The sequence below is a fragment of the Pseudomonas sp. LG1E9 genome (assembly GCF_003290225.1).
In the GTDB taxonomy this organism is placed as follows: Bacteria; Pseudomonadota; Gammaproteobacteria; order Pseudomonadales; family Pseudomonadaceae; genus Aquipseudomonas; species Aquipseudomonas cyclaminis.
Genome location: NZ_CP029983.1, coordinates 4906751 through 4925268, shown reverse-complemented (window position 1 = coordinate 4925268; position 18518 = coordinate 4906751). Strand labels below are relative to the sequence as shown.

The following is an 18518-nucleotide window of genomic DNA, read 5'->3' as shown; positions in this document are numbered from 1 at the left end:
ATCACACTTAAAAAGGAGCCTTAACAGTGATCGACACCTTCAACAGAACCGGCCCGCTTATGGAAGCCTCAAGCTACCCCGTCTGGGCTCAGCAATTGATCCAGGACTGTAGCGAGAGCAAGCGCCGAGTTGTCGAGCACGAACTGTACCAACGCATGCGTGACAACACGCTCAGCGCCAAGACCATGCGTCACTACCTGATCGGTGGCTGGCCCGTGGTGGAACAGTTTGCCTTGTACATGGCACAGAACCTCACCAAGACCAAATTTGCCCGCCATCCCGGCGAGGACATGGCGCGACGCTGGCTGATGCGCAATATCCGTGTGGAGCTGAACCACGCCGACTATTGGGTGCACTGGGCCCGCGCCCATGGCGTCAGCCTTGAGGAGTTGCAGGCCCAGAACGTGCCGCCGGAGCTGCATGCCCTGAGTCACTGGTGCTGGCACACCAGCTCCTCCGATGCGTTGATCGTAGCCGTAGCCGCGACCAACTACGCCATCGAGGGTGCGACAGGGGAATGGTCGGCCGTGGTGTGTTCCACGGGTGTGTATGCGGCGGCTTTCCCCGAGGAAGACCGCAAGCGTGCGATGAAATGGCTGAAGATGCACGCCCAGTACGACGATGCCCATCCTTGGGAAGCCCTGGAAATCATCTGCACCCTGGCCGGGATGAACCCGACCAAGGCTCTGCAGACAGAGCTTCGCCAGGCCGTGTGCAAGAGCTACGACTATATGTACCTGTTCCTGGAAAGCTGCATGCGCCTGGAAATGGACAAGCCGGCCAGCGTCGTGCGTGAACGCCCGCTGCGCGTCGCCAGCGAGGCATGAGGTAACGGCGATGGCGGGGGTTTTACCCCGCCATCGCCAGGCGATTACGGCCTTCGCGCTTGGCTACGTACAAGGCATTGTCCGCCCGGCGCAACAGGCTCTCGGCCGACTCGGCGGCCAGCAAAGTCGAACAGCCGAGGCTCACCGTCAACTCAATCCGTGTGCCATCGACCCAGTAATCCTGGGCCTGTGCCGCCTGGCGCAGCCGTTCGCCGACCATCGCTGACGCGTCCCGGCCCGTGTTGGACAGCAGGATCAGAAACTCTTCCCCGCCAAACCGAAACACCATGTCCACGTTCCGCAACTGGCCCTTGATGGCCGACGCGACACTGCGCAGGACGCTATCGCCGGCGGCGTGGCCGTGGGTGTCGTTGATTACCTTGAAGTGGTCAATGTCGAGCATCAGCAAGGACAATGGGTTCAGGTGCCGGCGCGCCATGTCGATTTCCCGCTGCAGGGTCTGGTCCATGGCAATACGGTTGCCCGTATCGGTCAATGGGTCACGCAGGGCGCTGCGGGTCGCGGCGCGGTAGAGCAGGGCGTTGCGCATCGGATAGAGCAGGGTGGCCAGCAGGGATTCGAGTTGGCCGAGTTCGTCTTCGGCCAGGCGCTGGTTGCGACGGAAAATCAGCTCACCCAAGTGCTCGCCTTCATGGCTCAGGCTGTAGCTCACCGAGTGGTGGCCGCGCTGACCGAATTCCAGGCGCAGGTCACTGGCTTGGTGCCGGTAGTGCAGGGCGTCGAGGGGCACCAGGCGCTGGATCTCACGGAAGAACACCGCCAGGATGCGCTCCGGCTCCAGGCTGGTCTGCAACTGCATGCCCAGTTGCTGGCGAAGTTGCGCGACGGTCGTCGGGCGGTGGGGCAGGATCGATGGCTGACCAAAGCCCAGGCGTTGCAATTTAGCGCTGTCAAAGTCAATTGCGTTGGTCTGGGTAGGTGTTTTCATAAGCGATCGGCCTCTAAGCACTTAGCTGTCTTACAGGCTCGATGAGAGTGGCGAGTGCCAAGCGTCTAACTGTTCCTTCAGTTCCGTAAAACATGAGTAACAGTCTAGACCGCTTTACAGAGGGTTATAACCCCTGGGTACCGCCGCACGTCTTGTCATCGCTTGACCTGCTTGAAGGTGGTTAGAGCTAGATTCATGCCACTTCGTTTACTTTAATAAAAAACCTTATAAATCAAAGGCCGTTTTCTAAGCAGAAAACGGCTGTTGGCGCATGACGTCAGTTATTTGGCTGATTGGACCAACGTGGAGTGGTCAATCTGGTCAATCGACGTGACGCCGGTCAGCGTCATCGCCACGCGCATTTCCTTGGCAAAGATGTCCAGCAGGTTCTCCACCCCCTGCTGGCCGTCGGCGGCCAATGCGTAAGCGGTGGCGCGGCCCAGCAGGCAGGCCTTGGCGCCCAGGGCCAACATGCGCACCACGTCGAGCCCGGAGCGGATGCCGGAGTCCACGAGCACCGTCAAGTCATCGCCCACGGCTTCGGCAATCGGTGGCAACGCTTTGGCAGTGGACAGCACGCCGTCCAGCTGGCGGCCACCATGGTTGGAGACCACGATGGCATCGGCGCCGAAACTCACGGCGTCCCTGGCGTCCTGGGGGTCGAGAATGCCTTTGATAATCATCGGGCCCTTCCAGAACTCGCGGATCCACTCCAGATCTTTCCAACTGATGGAGGGGTCGAAATTGTTGGCCAGCCAGCCAATGTAGTCTTCCAGGTGAGTGGGTTTGCCGAGGTACTTGGAGATATTGCCCAGGTCGTGGGGCCGGCCCATCAAGCCCACATCGAAGGCCCATTGCGGCTTGGTGACCGCCTGCAGCATGCGCCGCTGCGCCGCGAACGGCCCGGACATGCCCGAGTGGGCGTCGCGGTAACGTGCGCCCGGCGTCGGCATGTCCACTGTGAATACCAACGTGGTCACCCCGGCCGCCTGGGCGCGCTCCAGCGCATTGCGCATAAAGCCGCGGTCCTTGAGCACATACAGCTGGAACCAGATCGACTGCGGGCTCTGGGAGGCCACCTCTTCGATCGGGCACACCGACACCGTCGACAGGCAGAACGGGATGCCCTTGTTGGCCGCCGCCTTCGCCGCCTGCACTTCGCCGCGCCGCGCATACATGCCGGTCAGGCCTACGGGGCTGAGGATCACCGGCAGGTCCAGCGTCTGGCCGAACAGCGTGGTCTTGAGGCTCAAGTTGTCGACATTGCGCAGGATGCGCTGGCGCAGGCTGATCTCGGCCAGGTCCGAACTGTTCGCCCGCATCGTGTGCTCGGCGTAGGCGCCGCCGTCGATGTAGTCGAACAGGAAGCGCGGCAGCTTGCGTTTGGCGGCTGCGCGGTAGTCAGAGGCGGACGAAATGATCATGCACGTAATCTCGGCAAGGCAAGGTGCCTCCAAGATAGGCAAACTTCTGTCATGATAAAAGCAACTTTTATCGCTAGTGGTCAGTCGAAAAGGGAATACTGATGAACCTGAGAACACTGCGTGCCTTTGTCGAAGTGGTGCGCCAAGGCGGTTTCTCCCAAGCCGCCGATGTGGTGGCGTTGACCCAGTCGAGCGTGAGCAAGGCGATCAAAACCCTGGAAGATGAATTGGGCATGCCACTGCTCAACCGCCTCGGTCACCGCAATGAACTCACCGCCGCTGGCGAAATCGCCTACAGCCGCGCCCTGATCCTGCTCGCCGAACACAGCGACCTGGTGGCCGAGATCAACGACCTGCGTGGCCTCAAGCGCGGCGTATTGCGCATCGGCCTGCCGCCGGTGGGTTGCGGCGTGCTGTTTGCGACAATGTTCGCCACCTATCGCCGCCGTTACCCGGACATCGACATCGAACTCACCGAATACGGCAGCAAACGGCTGCGCGAGTGCCTGGAGGCAGGCGAGGTCGACCTGGCGGCCCTCCTGTTGCCCATCGACGAAGGGTTCGACTACCAACCCGTACGTAACGAACCGCTGATGGCTGTCCTGCCGATCAGCCACCCGTTGGCCCAGCGCAAACGGATCGATTTCAGCGACCTGGCAGATTCGCCATTTATCCTGTTCGAAGCCGGCTTCGCCCTTAACGCCAAGATCCTTGCCGCTTGTGAGCGTAAAGGCGTGCAACCTCGCGTGGCGGCGCGCAGCGGCCAGATCGACTTCATTGTCGACCTGGTATCCGCCGGCCTCGGCGCGGCCTTCCTGCCGCGCATGCTGGCGCACAAGCACCAACACCCCGGCATCGCCCTGATCCCCCTGGACGAACCCCATACCGACTGGCACATCGCCCTGGCCTGGCGTGCCAGCGCCCACCTCCCACCCGCTGCCCGGGCCTGGTTGGAGTTGGCCAAGGAGTCGCAGCGTTCAACCGGCCATCCGGATTAATCGCCAGGATTGTCAGGGAAAGCTTGACTTCTCCTTTTCAATCAGTAACATACGGCGCATTCCGCGATAGCTCAGTTGGTAGAGCAAATGACTGTTAATCATTGGGTCCCTGGTTCGAGTCCAGGTCGTGGAGCCAGATAGGAAAAGCCTGCAGCGATGCAGGCTTTTTTTTGCCTTGGATTTCTCCGGGGTGATCAAAGCGCACTGCGTGACCTGCATGAACGCGTCTCTAATCCTACGATTCGGGGGTAAGTATCATGAAAGTCGCTGCAGTCGTTTCAACCAAAGGCGGGCCGGGTAAGACCACGGTTGGCGTCAATCTGGGCGCGTTCTGCGCCGATGCAGGGATCCGTACCCTGCTCATCGATCTGGATAACCAGCCGTCGCTGTCGTCGTTTTATGCGCTATCGCATGAGGCGCCTGGTGGCACCTATCAACTGATCGCGAATAACGAAACTCGGGCCGACCAGGTCATTTCGCAGACCTGCATTCCTAATCTCTCGCTGATCCACTCCAATGATCCGTTCAATCAGCTGGGAAATTTGTTACTGCATGCTGCTGACGGGCGCCTTCGTCTCAAAAATCTGTTGCCGACTTTCGAGCAGGACTTTGATCTGATTCTGATCGATACCCAAGGCGCTCGCTCCATCGTGCTGGAGATGGCATTGCTTGGGGCACAAATGGCTATTTCGCCCATCACGCCCGATATGCTGACTGCACGAGAGTTTCAGCGTGGAATGCTTCAGCTTTATCGAGACCTTGAGCCGTTGGCAGCACTGGGCGCAGTGACGCCAATGCTGAATGTCGTGATCAACAAGCTTGATGCAACCAATGATGCAAACCTGATTTATCACACGCTGACCGAAACCTTTGCTGATCATCCGAAGGTTCAGATGATCCAGACCACGATCCCGGCGGCAGTGAGTTTTCGTCGGGCTGCCACAGAAGGCATTCCTGCGCACCGCCTGGAGTATCGCCTCCCGACTCACCGCCGTTCACCCACCGCCTTCAAAGTCATCAAAGACCTCTCAATCGAGCTATTTCCCGAATGGCGCTCGAAATTTGAAGCGCTGAACGAAGAGCGTCTGAGTCAGAACATATCGTTGTTATCGAATAGGGTGGCCTTGGGGAGAGCTGCGGTATGAGTCTTCTTGATCTAGCCCCACCTCATTCGGTTGAGGCCGAGCAAGGCGTGATCGGTGGCCTGATGCTCGACAATTCCACATGGGACCTCATCGCGGACGTCCTCTCTGCGGACGATTTCTTCAGACGTGATCACCGCCTTATTTACCAGGCAATTGAGCAGCTCGCTTCACGCAGTTCACCTATTGACGTTGTCACTGTCCTTGAGTCCCTGGAGGAACCTGATGAAGTTGGAGGCTTGAGTTATCTGGCAGAGCTGGCAAAGAACACGCCCTCCGTTGCCAACATTTCGACCTACGCCGCGATCGTCCGTGAGCGCTCCCACCTTCGTCGTTTGGTGATGCTCGGTTAGCAATCTAAATGTGGTGGGCAGTCGGATTGACGCAGGTGGCGACGCCAACCTTAAGGCTGACGGCAAAATCAATTTGCTGGCTGCACAAAATACGGCACATCAGGAGAGCACCAATAACAACAGCGGTTGGAGTGCTGGAATTGGTTTCAGTTTTGGTGGGCAGCAAAACGGGTTCACATTGGACCTGGCGGCCAATAAAGGTCGAGGTATGTCCGATGGTGATGACGTCACTCAGACCAACACGACCGTTAAGGCTGGACAGACGGTGCGCCTTGACAGCGCTGGGGATACCAACCTCAAGGGTGCGGTCGTTACCGGTCAGCAGGTTCAGGCCAAAGTGGGCGGCGATCTCAACATCGAGAGCCTGCAAGACACCAGCACCTATCGCTCGGAACAACTGAGTGCGAACGTTGGCGTCAGCATTTGCATACCGCCGTTCTGCATGGGCATGAGCAGTGTCAGTGGTGGCATTGGTCAGCAAAAAATGCACAGCGACTATGCCAGTGTCAGTGATCAATCGGGCATCAAGGCGCACGACGGTGGATTCCAGGTTGAGGTTAAGGGTAATACCGACCTCAAGGGCGCAATTATCGCCAGCACTGATAAGGCAGTCGCTGATGGTAAGAACACGCTCACAACGGGCACGTTAACCACTTCGGACATCAAGAATAAAGCCGATTACGACGCTACCAGTATCAATCTGAGCGGTGGCTATAGTGCTGGCGGGAAGGTTGGCAGGGATGCAAACGGCAACGTTGATGCCACCAAGACCGGTACGCCAGTGGCTGATAAAGGCGGATTTGGCGTCAACGCGCCTGTTGCGCTGTATGCCGGTGACAGCTCCAGCAGTAAAACCTTAAGCGGTATCAGCGGCGCAGCAGTGACGGTGACTGACAGCGCGAAGCAGCAGGCGTTGACCGGCCAGACGGCCGACCAAGCTGTGGCTGCAATCAATACTGATGTGTCCAGTGATCGAGATGGCAGCAACAAGCTAAAGCCAATTTTCGACGCGAAGGAGATTCAGGTCGGTTTCGAAATTACCGGCAAGTTTGTTCAGAACGTAGCTGCGTATCTGGAGACCCGCGCCCGCGAGGCGGATACGCTGCGTAGCGACGCTGAAAAGGAATACGCCAAATCCCGCGACCCTGAAGTCGACCCTAACGTACAAGCGGTTCATCGACAGAAATACCTGGACCTGAATAAACAAGCCAATGCCGTTGCTGCTGATTGGGGAGCAGGCGGCACCTACCGACAAATCGCCACCGCATTGGTCGCGGGTGCAAGCGGTAACGTAACCGGTGGTGGTGCGCAGTTTGCGCAGAATATGGTCGTTAACTACGTCCAGCAGCAGGGCTCGGACTACATCGGCAAACTGGTCATCAAGGGGATGAAAGAAGGCAGCCCTGAGCACGCCAGCTTGCATGCCATTCTCGGCTGTGCCGGTGCTGCTGCCAGCAGCCAGAGTTGCTCGGCGGGTGCGCTGGGTGGTTCGGCCAGTAGTTTGCTCGCAGGCCTTTTTAACGAAACCAGCCCTAATGAAACGAGCGAGGAGCGAGAGGCCAAGCGCAACATCATCGCGTCGATGGTGACCGGCATTGCTGCAATGAGCAACCCGAACGGCGCGGCGACGGCTACCAACGCCGCGGTTGCGAACGTCGACAACAATTGGCTGGCGACCCAACAAATAGTCCAAATGATCAAGGAGGTCGCAGAGGCGGAAACGTTCGCTGAAAAAATGAAGGTGACGGGCAAGTGGTTATCCATTTCTGGTAGTCAAGATATGACTTCAGCCAGCGCGCTCTTCAATAGTTTCAAAGACAGTATGGCCGGCGCGGGTGTAGACACGCTAAACAGCGCCGTGGGAGTGCTACGCGATCCAATAGCAAGCATTGACGCTATGAACGAGTTCATATTGTCAGTGGAGGGGGAGAAACTTTTCGGCTCGGCAGCTGCTGGCTTCAAATCGCAAATCACGCAGCTTCGCGATGCACTGGTTGTTGGCGGTGATGACAACGCCGAGAAGCTGGGTAAGCAACTCGGTGAGGCGGTGGCCTTGTATGCACAAGTCGTGGCTACCGGCGGCTCAGGGGGGGGCGGCTCAGGGGGCGTCAACGCTTTCTAAAGCAGGTGTCGACGTCTCTATCAATGGTTTCAAAGAGATTGCCGCCGCCACCAAAGCTTCGGGTGGTGTTGAGGGGAAGCTGGTCAAGTTTGAACGTGTTGGGCCAAACCCTGATGCGCCACGTCCGATCGATGTGCCCAATCACGTGCCGGTGGGTGGGTCCCAATACGTTAAAAGCGCTACGATTCAGGCCAATACGACCGTCGAACTCAGTGAGAGCATAACGCTTCAAAGTGGGAAGGTGATTCCCAAGGGCAGTATTGTCACGGTCAGTGACGACACGATGAAGGTTGTGTACGCTGACGGGCGCAGTGAGCTTGCTTCATATTCGAAGGTGAATACGCCGCCGTTGCTACTGACGGATGGTACAAAAGGGCTAGGTCAGACAGGTGGAGCCGTTACTTCGGGTACGACACTTGATCTGTTTTCAGCCACCCGAGGTAAAGATCATTCGAAGCTAACCAATCAGCAGGTTGGTGACCTAGGTGAAGATATCTCCAAGGTCTTCTTGCGTGACAACAACCACACTGACATCTTCGCTGTGCAGAACCGCAGTGGTAACGGTATCGACATTGTCAGCCGTACACCGGATGGCCGCCTCGCGTTCACTGAAGTAAAAACTTCGCGAACGGGGAATGTGGGAGATCTTTCTGTACGACAGCAGAACATGACAACGTTCATCGAGGATGTTCTGGGTCAGGCAGCTAGTCGACAAGGTCGTTACAAGAGCATCAGCGTGGCAGAGCAGCAGCAGGCTAGGCAGATGCTTCGGGAGTTCAGGCGTGCCCCTGAAAATGTGAGTGGTAATTTGATCGGCGTTGACCTACAGGGTGAAGTATTGCGGGTCTCACCTTGGGCGCGTAATTGACTGATGGGGCGTACCAGAATGAAAAAAATACAAGGAATCCTAGAGCAGCATCGGCACTGGCTGTCTCAGTCGGATGGGATGGTGGCTCAAGAGCTTGAGTACCTTGAAGAGGATCTTGCCTGTGACTCCTTGGAGGGGTTGGGCAATGTATCTGATTCATTGGGGATACTTGCAGTTTGTCACGGTATACAGGGAGAGGTTTCTATTTGTGCCGGTGATATTTCTGGTTGGGAGGAAGTATCCCGCGCGATGATTTACCGCTATTGGGTGCTAATGCTCAGAGCTAAGACCTTTTCTAATACGAGCTTTCTTCAAGGCATTAGAAACGCCCCGAATCTGACTAATCAGTTGAGCAATGCAGGTTGCTTACTTGCAGGTTTCATTGCTGCGGATAGGCATGATCTAGCAGAGTCGGTCGCCGATGTGCTTGTCGGGATGTTAACTGTTGATGGAGCTGTTGATCCCGGCTATCTCAAAGAGCGTCGATTCGAACCTTTCATGCTGTGGCTCTATTCTGTCTATTCGGGTGGGAGTGCACCTGCCCTGATTGAGTCTATGGATCTCGGCATTTACAAGAAAGTGATAGACAGTTGGGCAGATGAGCGAAGGCTTGCCGGTGTACTGGACGAGGTATGCCAATATCACTTAGCTAACTCCGAAGATAAGGGCGGGGATTGGGACCCTGAGTTCAAAAACCCACCTTTTGATTTGCTGCCTTTGGAGGTTTTCGCAATTTTTAAGGTTCGCCAACAGTGCGGGTTGAAGTCACTTGCAGTTGCGAATCCCCTGGTATCTATTGAAGTGGCTGCATTGGAGAATCTGGCTTTCAAGCCTGATGACGTTTCTGTAAGGGTTGAGACTGCCTATAGAAATTTCTTCAGCTAAAGCACAGATAGAACGATCGGGAACTGACCCTGATAAACGATAGGGGACAGACCAGAATGGCACTTACTTAACCTTCTTCGAGTGTCCATTTTTCCTGACCTCGGCCCTGCCGCCGAACGCTTCTGCATCAGCATCGGGTAAGGCTTGGGCCTTCGCTTTATGGCACGAGCCTCAATGCGCCCAGGCAGGTTCCCCACACGTTTCCTGGCGATCAACTTGAGCAAATCCCGGGCCCCATCGCCTTGTGGATCGGCACCGTACTGGCACATCGCAAGGCATAATTGAAGGCTATGTTTGAAGCTCAGCTCTCGCGGCAAACAATCTGCTAATAGTGCTGATTGGGCCATTACCATCCGAATCAAATCGTGCGCCAGCAGATTCGCCCATAACTCTTTGACGGCCATGTCAGACGTCTTGCAGCTCAGTGTTTCAAGCCCCAACGTTGTCTTGAGATTGCGCAAGTCCAGCTAAACATGCCAGCGGTCTTTGTACAGTGATTTTAGCGCTGCCTTGGATGCTTGTTGTGGGCACTTCAAGGTAGTTATCAGGATTTTCCCGCCGGTTTTCAGTTCACGTACTGTCAGTGTTTCAGGTACATCGTCGTAATAAGTTTGGCTCATCCAGGTGGGCCGTTGCCTGGGCTTCTTCAACGCCACCAAATGATCCTCCGAGCCCAGTGATTGCCCCAGTTGAAAGTCCGTACTGCGCCGCCTGGCACCGTATTGTTCGAACACACCGTCGATTCCACGACGTTGCAGTTCGCACAGCAGAAAGTACGTCGCGTAGTAGGCGTCCCTCAACACAACGTCGCCTCGATTAAGCGTGTCGAGCATCGTTCTGAGCAGTGTCTGCTCATCGCCACCCTTGCCTCGAAAGCGCCCCAGCGAGGGATCTAAAACGGCACCGCTGGCCAGGCAAAAATGATCCCCACCAAACGGCAGATAGGGAAACCCAACCCGACTTTCTAGCCACGAGACTGCGGATAGGCATTTTGGTTGGCCGTGGTGTCCGGCATGGTCACCGTAGTGCCGTCCACTAGACGCACTGGGCGCCCCATCCAGCGCCATGATGGTGGCGCGTTGTGGCTCATTGATAATTCCGTTGAGCGCAACAACGTTGAAACCATTTCTACCGGCAACCGTGCCCGTGCTTTGCAATAAGCGCCGGTGTGCACGCTGTTGGGCTTCAAACCATCGCAGCAACGTTTGATCGAGAAGTCATACACGGCATTCTGGCAAGAACGGTCGGCATTCATGGCTTGGGCCAGAAACATCGACAGGGTCTCGGCCGGTGTGAACAACCGTTGACGATGCCTGGGCATCACGGGCTCGACACGCTGCAGCTGTGGGTCGGCGAGCAACTTGAGGAATGCTGGAGCATTGCTGTTTTTGGCGTGCTGATGAATGCGCTGCTGTTGATGATTGACGATTTGACGTCTACGGTTCACGCGGGCTGTGTCCTTGTTCTATTGGTGTGTGTTCGCAACTATCACCGTAGACCAAGGCCAGCCTTTTTCAATTTTTCAGCAGGATCAGAGGGTTACCTGTAAAGTAAGTGCCATTCAAATCTGACCCCTTTCTCACTCTCCGTGGACATGTCCTGCTTATGCACCTTTCATCTATTGGTGTGGGGCTAAAATGAAAATTCGTTTTTTTATGGACGAGTCAGCTAGTGTCTCAACTCCCTCGTGCAGCACTGATATGGTGGGAGCCGATGGTGTAGATCTTCTCGCATGCCTATTGATCGACGATGGTGGAGTGCCTTTCAACAAAACCATTTCTTGGTTGGATGAAGGGGGTGAATAAACTATTGGCAGTGAGGCGTGGCGAGGAAGTCTTCGCTGAATGGGCTCGTGATGCTTGGGGTGCTAATATTTCGAAAAGTGGAGCGAAAATCTATTCGCTTTATGATGAGGACTTTTCAGTCACTATAAGCTTGGGCGACTTTGAAAAAGCTTTGCAAGGTTGGAAAGATTTTCTAGTGTCACTGTAGAAACGGGCGAAGCTTGCTGCATAGTGTGGTCACGGGGCGGCGCTTATGTAAGCTCAGCGATTGCGTGCAGCGAGGGGCAAGTTCTTACGAATTATCCTAAAGTCACTACGACTGTTTTCGATACACGAATCCGGCGAATTCTGATAGGTGAAATATGTTTAAAGAATATGAGTTTTTGCTGGATTCAATAGGGTCAGAAGATTATTGGTCGGATGTAGGAATTGATATCGCGGCCTCCAAGATCTCTCAGTTTGATAACTCAAGCTGGAGCGACCTTGAATCTGCTCTTCTGGCGAAGTCTGAAGTCTGGCGAGGTCGGTGCGCGGAGTCTCTCGGTGACTCGAATGATGAGCGGGCGTTGCGTGTTTTGCTAACGCTTCTAAAAGCTGGAGAGGAGTCGGTTGTCATTCATGCAATTGAATCAATTGAGTCAGTTTTTTTTGCTGGCTACATTCTTGACAGGGCACAGGTCATACGCGCTCTAGATGAGGGGTTTGAGGCAGATAGCAGAACCTTGAAGCTAATGGCGGCTACGTTGGTCAGGAAGTTAAGTGAGACATGAAAGTTGCTCGGTAGCTGACAGAGGGCGCCTCCTTTTCCTACAGGTCATTGTTTTGCCACGCTTTGACAAGCCAACCCAACCCGACTAACTTTCGTGGCGTGACGTATTCATGTACTCACGCTGTACAGCGTTTCAGTGTCTCCAGCACGTTTTTCGTGGCTCCGTTGCGACCAATCGGTAGCAAATGACTGTTAATCATTGGGTCCCTGGTTCGAGTCCAGGTCGTGGAGCCAGATAGGAAAAGCCTGCAGCGATGCAGGCTTTTTTTTTGCCTTGGATTTCTCAAGGGTGATCAAAGCGCACAGCGTGACCTGCATGATCGCTTCAGACACCGGTAATCTCAAACTGGATACAGGGACGCTTGGGTTCAACGACATCGCAGGAAAAGATAATGAGCATGGTTACTACCTGAGTGTTGGCGGCTCCTACAAAGAGGGTCAGAGCACCACACAAGACCCAAGCCAAGTGGGTAAGGGGAAGGCCGGCGATAGCGGTTGGAGTGTTTCGGGCTGGAAGTACGACAAGGAACGTGAACAGTCGGTCCGTGCGACGGTTGGCTCGGGAGAGATAATTGTTCGAGATGCTGCTGACGCGGCTTCGGCTGTCGCAGGCCTCAATCGTGATGTAAGTAAAGCTTACGAAGTCACCAAGGATAAAGAAAAGCGCACAGATCTTTACATAACTGACTCTTCATTGACGGCGGTGACAAACCCCACTGCAACGATTGCGCAATGGACAACTGACGCTAAGAAAATTGGAGACCGGGGTGAGGAAACCATTCACCAATTGCCGGATCTTTTGGGCGCGGGTGCAGAGATTACCGTAGGGATGAACCCTGATGACGTCTCCAAAGAGATGCTCGGCAAAGCTTTGGTTAGGCAGTTAGGTAGTCGTCATGCGGAAGATCGCGCAGCGCTGATCACTAAAGCGATAGGGGGAATCACCGGAAAAGAACAGGCACCTGAAAACCAAGCGCTGATTGATAAGCTCACTCAAATTGCGGGCGATGATCCCAATAAAGCTCTGATCGTTATGAGCTTGTTAATGACCTTGAACGGTCCTAAAACTGGCGCAAGCAATTTAGTGGCGATTCCTGTGGCGGCCGAAGCAGTCGTCGTGGCTGTCGGTGCTGTTCTGGTAGCGTCAGATGCGACATTTCAGGAAAAAGCGCGTATTGCTGCGAATTCGCTGGTGGAGTCAGGTGCGAAGGCTGGAAAGGATGCGGCCCAACAGATCAGGATTTCCGCCGCTGTTTGGGAGATTTTGCTTGGCACCTCCTTTCCGATTCATCAACTCGACCCTGAGCATTTGGCCTATATCACCCCTATTCTTGAGATTAACGGAGCAAATCCGAGCAGTGGTGGTTTCGCTAATGGCGGCGTTGTTAACCCTGCTACCAATACCGGTGGGACCCCGCTGGACGGGCAGCGGGACGATGGGAAATACGTAACGCCTGAGCATCGACTCGATCCTGGTAATATGTACAGTGATAGAGTGGAGCTAAAGCGCTTAGCACAAAATCGACCCCTACAGGATCTTACTCATCAGGAGTTGATGGGTATCTTCGGTAACGCAGGAATAGATTTGTCGAACCATGCTATTACTAGGCTAAAAGATTCCAGAACGAAAAATATCGGATTTGAAACACCCAATGATATTGCGCAGATATTCAACAATGGAATTAGGTTTGACGCAGGGGATGGTACCGTAGGGTATGGGTATAAAGGACTTGAGGCGATAGTCAATCCAGTGACTAATAAGATTATTACCTTTAGGCCGGCAAAAAATAGGGAGTAATGTATGATCAGTCTATCCGACCGAGGTAATAAATTTTCGTGCGAAGTAAAAACATACGAGTTTCCTAACGCGAAAGATGACTTAGATGCTAATTGGTTGATAATTTGTATAAAGGCGGAGCAGGAAGTCGAGGGCTCTTGGACTGCGTGTGGACCTTGTTTACGCACTCGTGAGTTAGTAAGTTTGTCGAAATGGCTTAAAAGCTTGCAGGTTGAAATGCTGCCATCGAGGATTGAATTTATGGAGGGTGAATTAGCGTTCGAGTTTTCAGGTGATATGAAATTTGTAGTGATGCTCGATTTTAATTTCCATCCTAGAAGTGCAGTATACGATTACTCAAGTGATCGAGAATTTCCTTTGTATTTTAGTATTGATGAGAACACAATAACTGAATTGATCTGTTCTGTTGAAAAAGCTATAAGGGTGTTTCCGAAACGCTAAGGACGGTATAAAGCAGGCATATTGCCTTCGCTTTTTATGTTAGGGCGTCATGTTGCGTCCACCAAGGAAGACTCTGTGATGGAAGAAAGAGTGAATTACGCTGAAATTAGAGCTTGGTTTTTAGGCAGCTACTACAGCTACTGCAGACTAAAGCTTAGGCATCGAAGCGCTTGGGTGACGGTGAAAGCGAAGTAGGCTTTGCCTATAGCGAACTTGAAAGTTCCTTCGACCTGCCAGTTGAGAAATTGATGCTTGAAGTTTCAGCCCTTATTCTTTCTGCGGGTCGATCTTCTGAGAGTGTCAAGAAATATCATATGGATGCTGCCTTAGAGCTGGTCGAGCAGATTGACCTTTCCTCTATGCTGAAAGAGCTGCCTCCGGAAGAGGCCGCAGATCTTGTTGAGGATCTTCGATTATTAGAGATTTGTTAGGCTCTGTACGAACAGTAATGTCGATAATACTGCATAGCGCAGGCCAGCGATCTAAATGTAAGGACTCGATTCTTTTTAATCGCCATACGTCAGCAATGAAGGGGGTGATTTTTGAGTGGCTCCATCCACGCCAGATCTTTAAAAGGCGATCGAAAAGATTTGAGTGCTACGCAGAAGCTTTGTCTGGCCTCGTGTAGCCGACAGTAATTGTCTCCTTTTCCTACAAGTCATTGACTTGTCTCGCTTTGACAGGCTAACCCAACCCGACTAACTTTCCTGGCGTGACGCATTTTTGCGATCCGCGCTATGCAGCAATTCTATCCCTTTGCCACATTTCGTCGTGGCCCCGGTGCGCCTAACAGCTAGCAAATGACTGTTAATCATTGGGTCCCTGGTTCGAGTCCAGGTCGTGGAGCCAGATAGGAAAAGCCTGCAGCGATGCAGGCTTTTTTTTGCCTCGGATTTTTCCAGGGTGATCAAAGCGCACAGCGTGACCCAGCATGAACGCGTCTCTAATCCTACGATTCAGAGATTTGGCAAGGCCCCGTGCGCTCATCTGTCTAGTCCGCAATTGCTGTTTCGCTATGTGCCTTTCACGAATTGCCCTAGCTCAGAATCGACCCCTCCCATCGTCGCGAAAATTTTTTTGTGGATGCCGCTTGAAATTTTCCCCCCTGATCCTACTTAGGGTTTACGCGATGCCGAATGCGGGTCGCGGATCAAATCACTTGGAGAAAACTCAGGAGATTTCGCAATGGCTACTACTCTCTCGTTGGCCCCACTGTTCCGTCATTCCGTTGGTTTTGACCGGTTCAACGACCTTTTTGAATCGGCGCTTCGCAGCGAGGCCGGTACCACCTATCCACCTCACAACGTCGAAAAGCACGGCGATGATCATTACCGGATCGTCATTGCAGCTGCAGGGCTGGTTGAGGATGACCTGGAGATCCAGGTGGAAAAAGGCGTGTTGACCGTCGCCGGTGGCAAGCGTGAACACGATGAGGGCATTACTTACCTGCACCAGGGCATCGCCCAGCGTGCGTTCCGGTTGTCGTTCCGCCTGGTCGACCACATTGAAGTGCAGGGCGCGCAGCTCGCCAACGGGTTGCTGAGCATTGACCTGCTGCGTGTGGTCCCGGAGGAAGCGAAACCCAAGCGCATTGCGATTGGCGGTGCAGCCAAGGCTGAGGTGAAATCCATCAGCGAGCAATAATGCCGCGATGAATAAAGGCGCTCTTCGGAGCGCCTTTATTATTTGTGCCACCGATGATTAACGGTGTTTGTTCCCGCCCGGTTACCAGCGGTAGGTCACCGAACTGACCAGCTGCCGCTCATCGCCATAGCGGCAAATCGCAAACTCGCAGTAGGTGTAGCGCTTATTGGTGACGTTATTGGCGTTAAGCGCGACCTCCCAATTGGGGTCGATCTCGTAACTGGCGCGGGCGTCGTACAGCGTGTAAGCCGGCATCGAAGACGGCACGCCGGATGCCTGCGTGGTGCCCTTGTAACGCGCGCCGCCGCCGATGCGCAGTTGCGGCACGCCCAGCGCGGCCAGGCGGTAATCGGCCCAGAGGGCGGCCTGGTGATAGGGCGTGTCTTCGCTGCGTTGGCCGACTTCGCTGGCGATATCGCTTTTGGTGATGCGTGCGTCGATGTAGGCGTAGGACGCGATCAGACTGAGGTTGGGGGTGACTTCGCTCTTGGCTTCCAATTCGAAGCCTCGGGAGCGCACCTCGCCGACCTGCACCGAGAAATTGATATCGGTGCGGTCCTGGCTCAACACGTTGCGCTGTTCCAACTGGTACACCGCCGCACTCAGCAGCGTGGCGCTGCCCTCGGGCTGATAGCGGATACCGATTTCATACTGCTTGCCCTGGGTGGGCACAAAGCTTTCACCCGCCTTGTTGGTGCCGGCTACCGGGAAGAACGATTCGCTGTAGCTGATGTAGGGCGCCAGGCCATTGTCGGCCTTGTACACCAGGCCCGCGCGCCAGGTGGTGGCTTCATTGCTTTTGCCACTGTCGTCGCCATTGCGGAACAGTTCGGTGTGCTGGTCCGCCCAGTCATGACGGCCACCGAGTAGCAGGATCCAACGCTCGTCGAACTTGATCTGGTCCTGCAAGTAGATGCCTTTTTGCAGCGTGTCGATTTGCGAGCCACGGTCGGTCGCAGGGTTTTTATTCACCACCACCGGCTGGCCGTACTGGTAGGTCGCCAGGTTCAGCGGCTGCGCAGTGCCCCGGAAGTTATGGGAGTCGTAGCTGGTGTCATACCCATCAAAGCCCAGCAGGAAGGTGTGCTGCCAGTCGCGGAACTGCCATTTGCTTTCGATGTGGGTGTCGCTGGCCAGGCCCCGTGAGCGTTCTTCGCGGTCGCTGTACTGGCGACGCAGCAGGCCGGAGGTCTGCGCAGTGGCGATGTTGGTGCCGGAGGTGTTGACCTGCAGGTAGCGCCAGGTCACATCCGATTGGTAGTACCGCAGCTTATGGCTGATGCGCGTGTGTTCATCGAAGCGATGCTCGAACTCGTAGCCCAGCGCCGACATCTCGCCGTTCATCTCGTCGTAGTCCGGTTCGCCGATAAAGTCGTGGCGGCCGATCTGGAAATTGCCGCTGCCCACACCTTTGGTCAATTGATAGGGCAGGGGCGCGGAGAAGCCGGTTTCGGTCTTCTGGTAGAACGACAGCAAGGTCAGCGAGGTGTCGTCATTCGGTCGCCAGGTCAGGGCCGGGGCGACATAGACCTTATCGTTCTGGATATGGTCGGCGGCGGTGTCGCTTTTGCGGTCGAGCAGGGTCAGGCGGTAGCTCAAGGTGTCGCTGTCGCCCAGGGGGCCGGTGAAGTCGGCGGACAGTTGCTTGCGGTTGTTCTGCCCGGCTTGCAGGTTGACCTCATGGTAAGGCGTCTGGCTCGGGCGTTTGCTCACGGTATTGATCAGGCCGCCCGGCGACAGTTGCCCGTACAGCACCGACGCCGCGCCGCGAATCACTTCGGCGCGTTCCAGGCCATAGGGTTCCTGCACGCCATCGTAGGAGTTGTTTTGCAGGCGCAGGCCATCGCGCAGGGAACCACCGGTGGCGGATTCCACATCGAAACCGCGAATGCGAAAGCGGTCCGAGGTGCGGTTGAAACTGGTGGGTTGGCTGGTGAAACCCGGCGTCAGGTCGAGGGTTTGCGACAGGGTTTCCGATTGCCGGTCGCGGATCTCGTCGCTGGTGACCACCGACAACGATTGCGGGGTTTCGATGATCGGTGTGTCGGTCTTGGTCGCGCTGAGGTTGCGCGTGGCCACGTAGCCCTTGACGTGCTCGGTGCTGCTTTCTTCGCTCAAACCGGTGATCGAGGTCGGCCCCAATTCCAGGGCGCCGCCGGTGTTGACCGGTACCAACACATACCCGTTGGCGCCTTGCACCGCTTGCAAGCCACTGCCACGCAGCAACTGGGCAAAGCCCTGGTTGATCGGGAAATCGCCTTGCAAACCCGCGGTGTTCAAACCGGCGACGGTCGTGCTGTCGAACAGCAACGCCACATGCGCCTGCTGGGCGAACAGGTTCAGTGCCGGGCCCAGCGGGCCAGCGGCGATGGCATACCGCGCCGCCTCTTGTGCGGCCACCGGGCTGCACAGGCCCAGGCTCAGTGCGCTAAGGCTGGCCAGGTTGATCGCCAGGGCGAGAGGCAAGGGAGAACGCTTGAGGTGGCGCGGCATGGAAGAATTCCTGTTATTGAG

General features: G+C 55.3%; 15 protein-coding genes, 2 tRNA genes and 2 pseudogenes. 15 read left to right on the top strand and 4 right to left on the bottom strand.

Annotated elements, in window-relative coordinates:
• The first annotated feature begins 59 nt into the window (after positions 1–59).
• Positions 60–827 carry a TenA family transcriptional regulator gene (locus tag DNK50_RS22575; protein WP_194733786.1) on the top strand — a complete coding sequence of 256 codons (768 nt, stop codon included), beginning with the start codon at positions 60–62 and terminating at the stop codon, positions 825–827.
• Between the two features lie 22 nt (positions 828–849).
• Here DNK50_RS22575 and DNK50_RS22570 read toward each other — a convergent pair whose 3' ends face one another.
• Positions 850–1776 carry a GGDEF domain-containing protein gene (locus DNK50_RS22570; protein WP_112196314.1) on the bottom strand — a complete coding sequence of 309 codons (927 nt, stop codon included), beginning with the start codon at positions 1774–1776 and terminating at the stop codon, positions 850–852.
• A gap of 281 nt (positions 1777–2057) precedes the next feature.
• Complete coding sequence (gene lldD / locus DNK50_RS22565; protein WP_112196313.1) at positions 2058–3200, bottom strand: FMN-dependent L-lactate dehydrogenase LldD; 1143 nt, start codon at positions 3198–3200, stop codon at positions 2058–2060.
• A 101-nt stretch (positions 3201–3301) separates the two neighbouring features.
• Between lldD and DNK50_RS22560 the strand changes: the two genes are divergently transcribed.
• From DNK50_RS22560 to DNK50_RS22530, 7 genes and pseudogenes are all read left to right on the top strand, one after another.
• Positions 3302–4198 carry a LysR family transcriptional regulator gene (locus DNK50_RS22560; protein WP_099586317.1) on the top strand — a complete coding sequence of 299 codons (897 nt, stop codon included), beginning with the start codon at positions 3302–3304 and terminating at the stop codon, positions 4196–4198.
• 60 nt (positions 4199–4258) lie between these two features.
• Positions 4259–4334, top strand: a tRNA-Asn gene (locus DNK50_RS22555).
• A 121-nt stretch (positions 4335–4455) separates the two neighbouring features.
• Positions 4456–5343: a ParA family protein gene (locus DNK50_RS22550; protein WP_112196312.1), complete on the top strand. Its 888-nt coding sequence runs from the start codon at positions 4456–4458 to the stop codon at positions 5341–5343.
• Positions 5340–5690, top strand: a pseudogene (locus DNK50_RS22545) (DnaB-like helicase N-terminal domain-containing protein); the annotation flags it as partial. The gene DNK50_RS22550 and the pseudogene DNK50_RS22545, both read left to right, overlap by 4 nt.
• A gap of 16 nt (positions 5691–5706) precedes the next feature.
• Positions 5707–7815 (top strand): hemagglutinin repeat-containing protein, encoded by a 2109-nt coding sequence (locus tag DNK50_RS22540; RefSeq protein ID WP_162633399.1) that lies wholly within the window; start codon positions 5707–5709, stop codon positions 7813–7815.
• On the top strand, positions 7751–8683 hold the full coding sequence (locus tag DNK50_RS22535) for a hypothetical protein (protein WP_112196310.1): 933 nt from the start codon (positions 7751–7753) through the stop codon (positions 8681–8683). Before DNK50_RS22540 ends, DNK50_RS22535 begins: the two co-directional genes overlap by 65 nt.
• Before the next feature lie 18 nt (positions 8684–8701).
• Positions 8702–9568 carry a hypothetical protein gene (locus DNK50_RS22530; protein ID WP_256595353.1) on the top strand — a complete coding sequence of 289 codons (867 nt, stop codon included), beginning with the start codon at positions 8702–8704 and terminating at the stop codon, positions 9566–9568.
• Between the two features lie 63 nt (positions 9569–9631).
• On the opposite strand, the pseudogene DNK50_RS22525 reads toward DNK50_RS22530, so the two are convergent.
• A pseudogene (locus tag DNK50_RS22525) lies at positions 9632–11015 on the bottom strand (IS4 family transposase).
• Between the two features lie 350 nt (positions 11016–11365).
• Between DNK50_RS22525 and DNK50_RS22520 the strand changes: the two are divergent.
• The 7 genes from DNK50_RS22520 to DNK50_RS22490 all read left to right on the top strand — a co-directional run bounded on the left by DNK50_RS22520 (position 11366) and on the right by DNK50_RS22490 (position 16004).
• Positions 11366–11560 (top strand): hypothetical protein, encoded by a 195-nt coding sequence (locus tag DNK50_RS22520; protein ID WP_256595352.1) that lies wholly within the window; start codon positions 11366–11368, stop codon positions 11558–11560.
• Positions 11561–11714: 154 nt separating this feature from the next.
• Positions 11715–12122, top strand: a complete 408-nt coding sequence (locus DNK50_RS22515) for a HEAT repeat domain-containing protein (protein WP_112196307.1) — start codon at positions 11715–11717, stop codon at positions 12120–12122.
• Between the two features lie 157 nt (positions 12123–12279).
• Positions 12280–12355, top strand: a tRNA-Asn gene (locus tag DNK50_RS22510).
• 82 nt (positions 12356–12437) lie between these two features.
• On the top strand, positions 12438–13919 hold the full coding sequence (locus tag DNK50_RS22505) for a hypothetical protein (RefSeq protein ID WP_162633398.1): 1482 nt from the start codon (positions 12438–12440) through the stop codon (positions 13917–13919).
• Positions 13920–13922: 3 nt separating this feature from the next.
• Complete coding sequence (locus DNK50_RS28875; protein WP_162633397.1) at positions 13923–14360, top strand: hypothetical protein; 438 nt, start codon at positions 13923–13925, stop codon at positions 14358–14360.
• 170 nt (positions 14361–14530) lie between these two features.
• The gene (gene imm2, locus DNK50_RS22500; protein ID WP_177411555.1) at positions 14531–14791 is read left to right on the top strand and encodes an Imm2 family immunity protein; all 261 of its coding nucleotides are present in this window, start codon (positions 14531–14533) and stop codon (positions 14789–14791) included.
• Between the two features lie 754 nt (positions 14792–15545).
• Positions 15546–16004, top strand: a complete 459-nt coding sequence (locus tag DNK50_RS22490) for an Hsp20 family protein (RefSeq protein WP_112196305.1) — start codon at positions 15546–15548, stop codon at positions 16002–16004.
• An 81-nt stretch (positions 16005–16085) separates the two neighbouring features.
• On the opposite strand, the gene DNK50_RS22485 is transcribed toward DNK50_RS22490, so the two are convergent.
• Positions 16086–18497 (bottom strand): TonB-dependent siderophore receptor, encoded by a 2412-nt coding sequence (locus DNK50_RS22485; RefSeq protein WP_112196304.1) that lies wholly within the window; start codon positions 18495–18497, stop codon positions 16086–16088.
• Positions 18498–18518 lie beyond the last annotated feature (21 nt).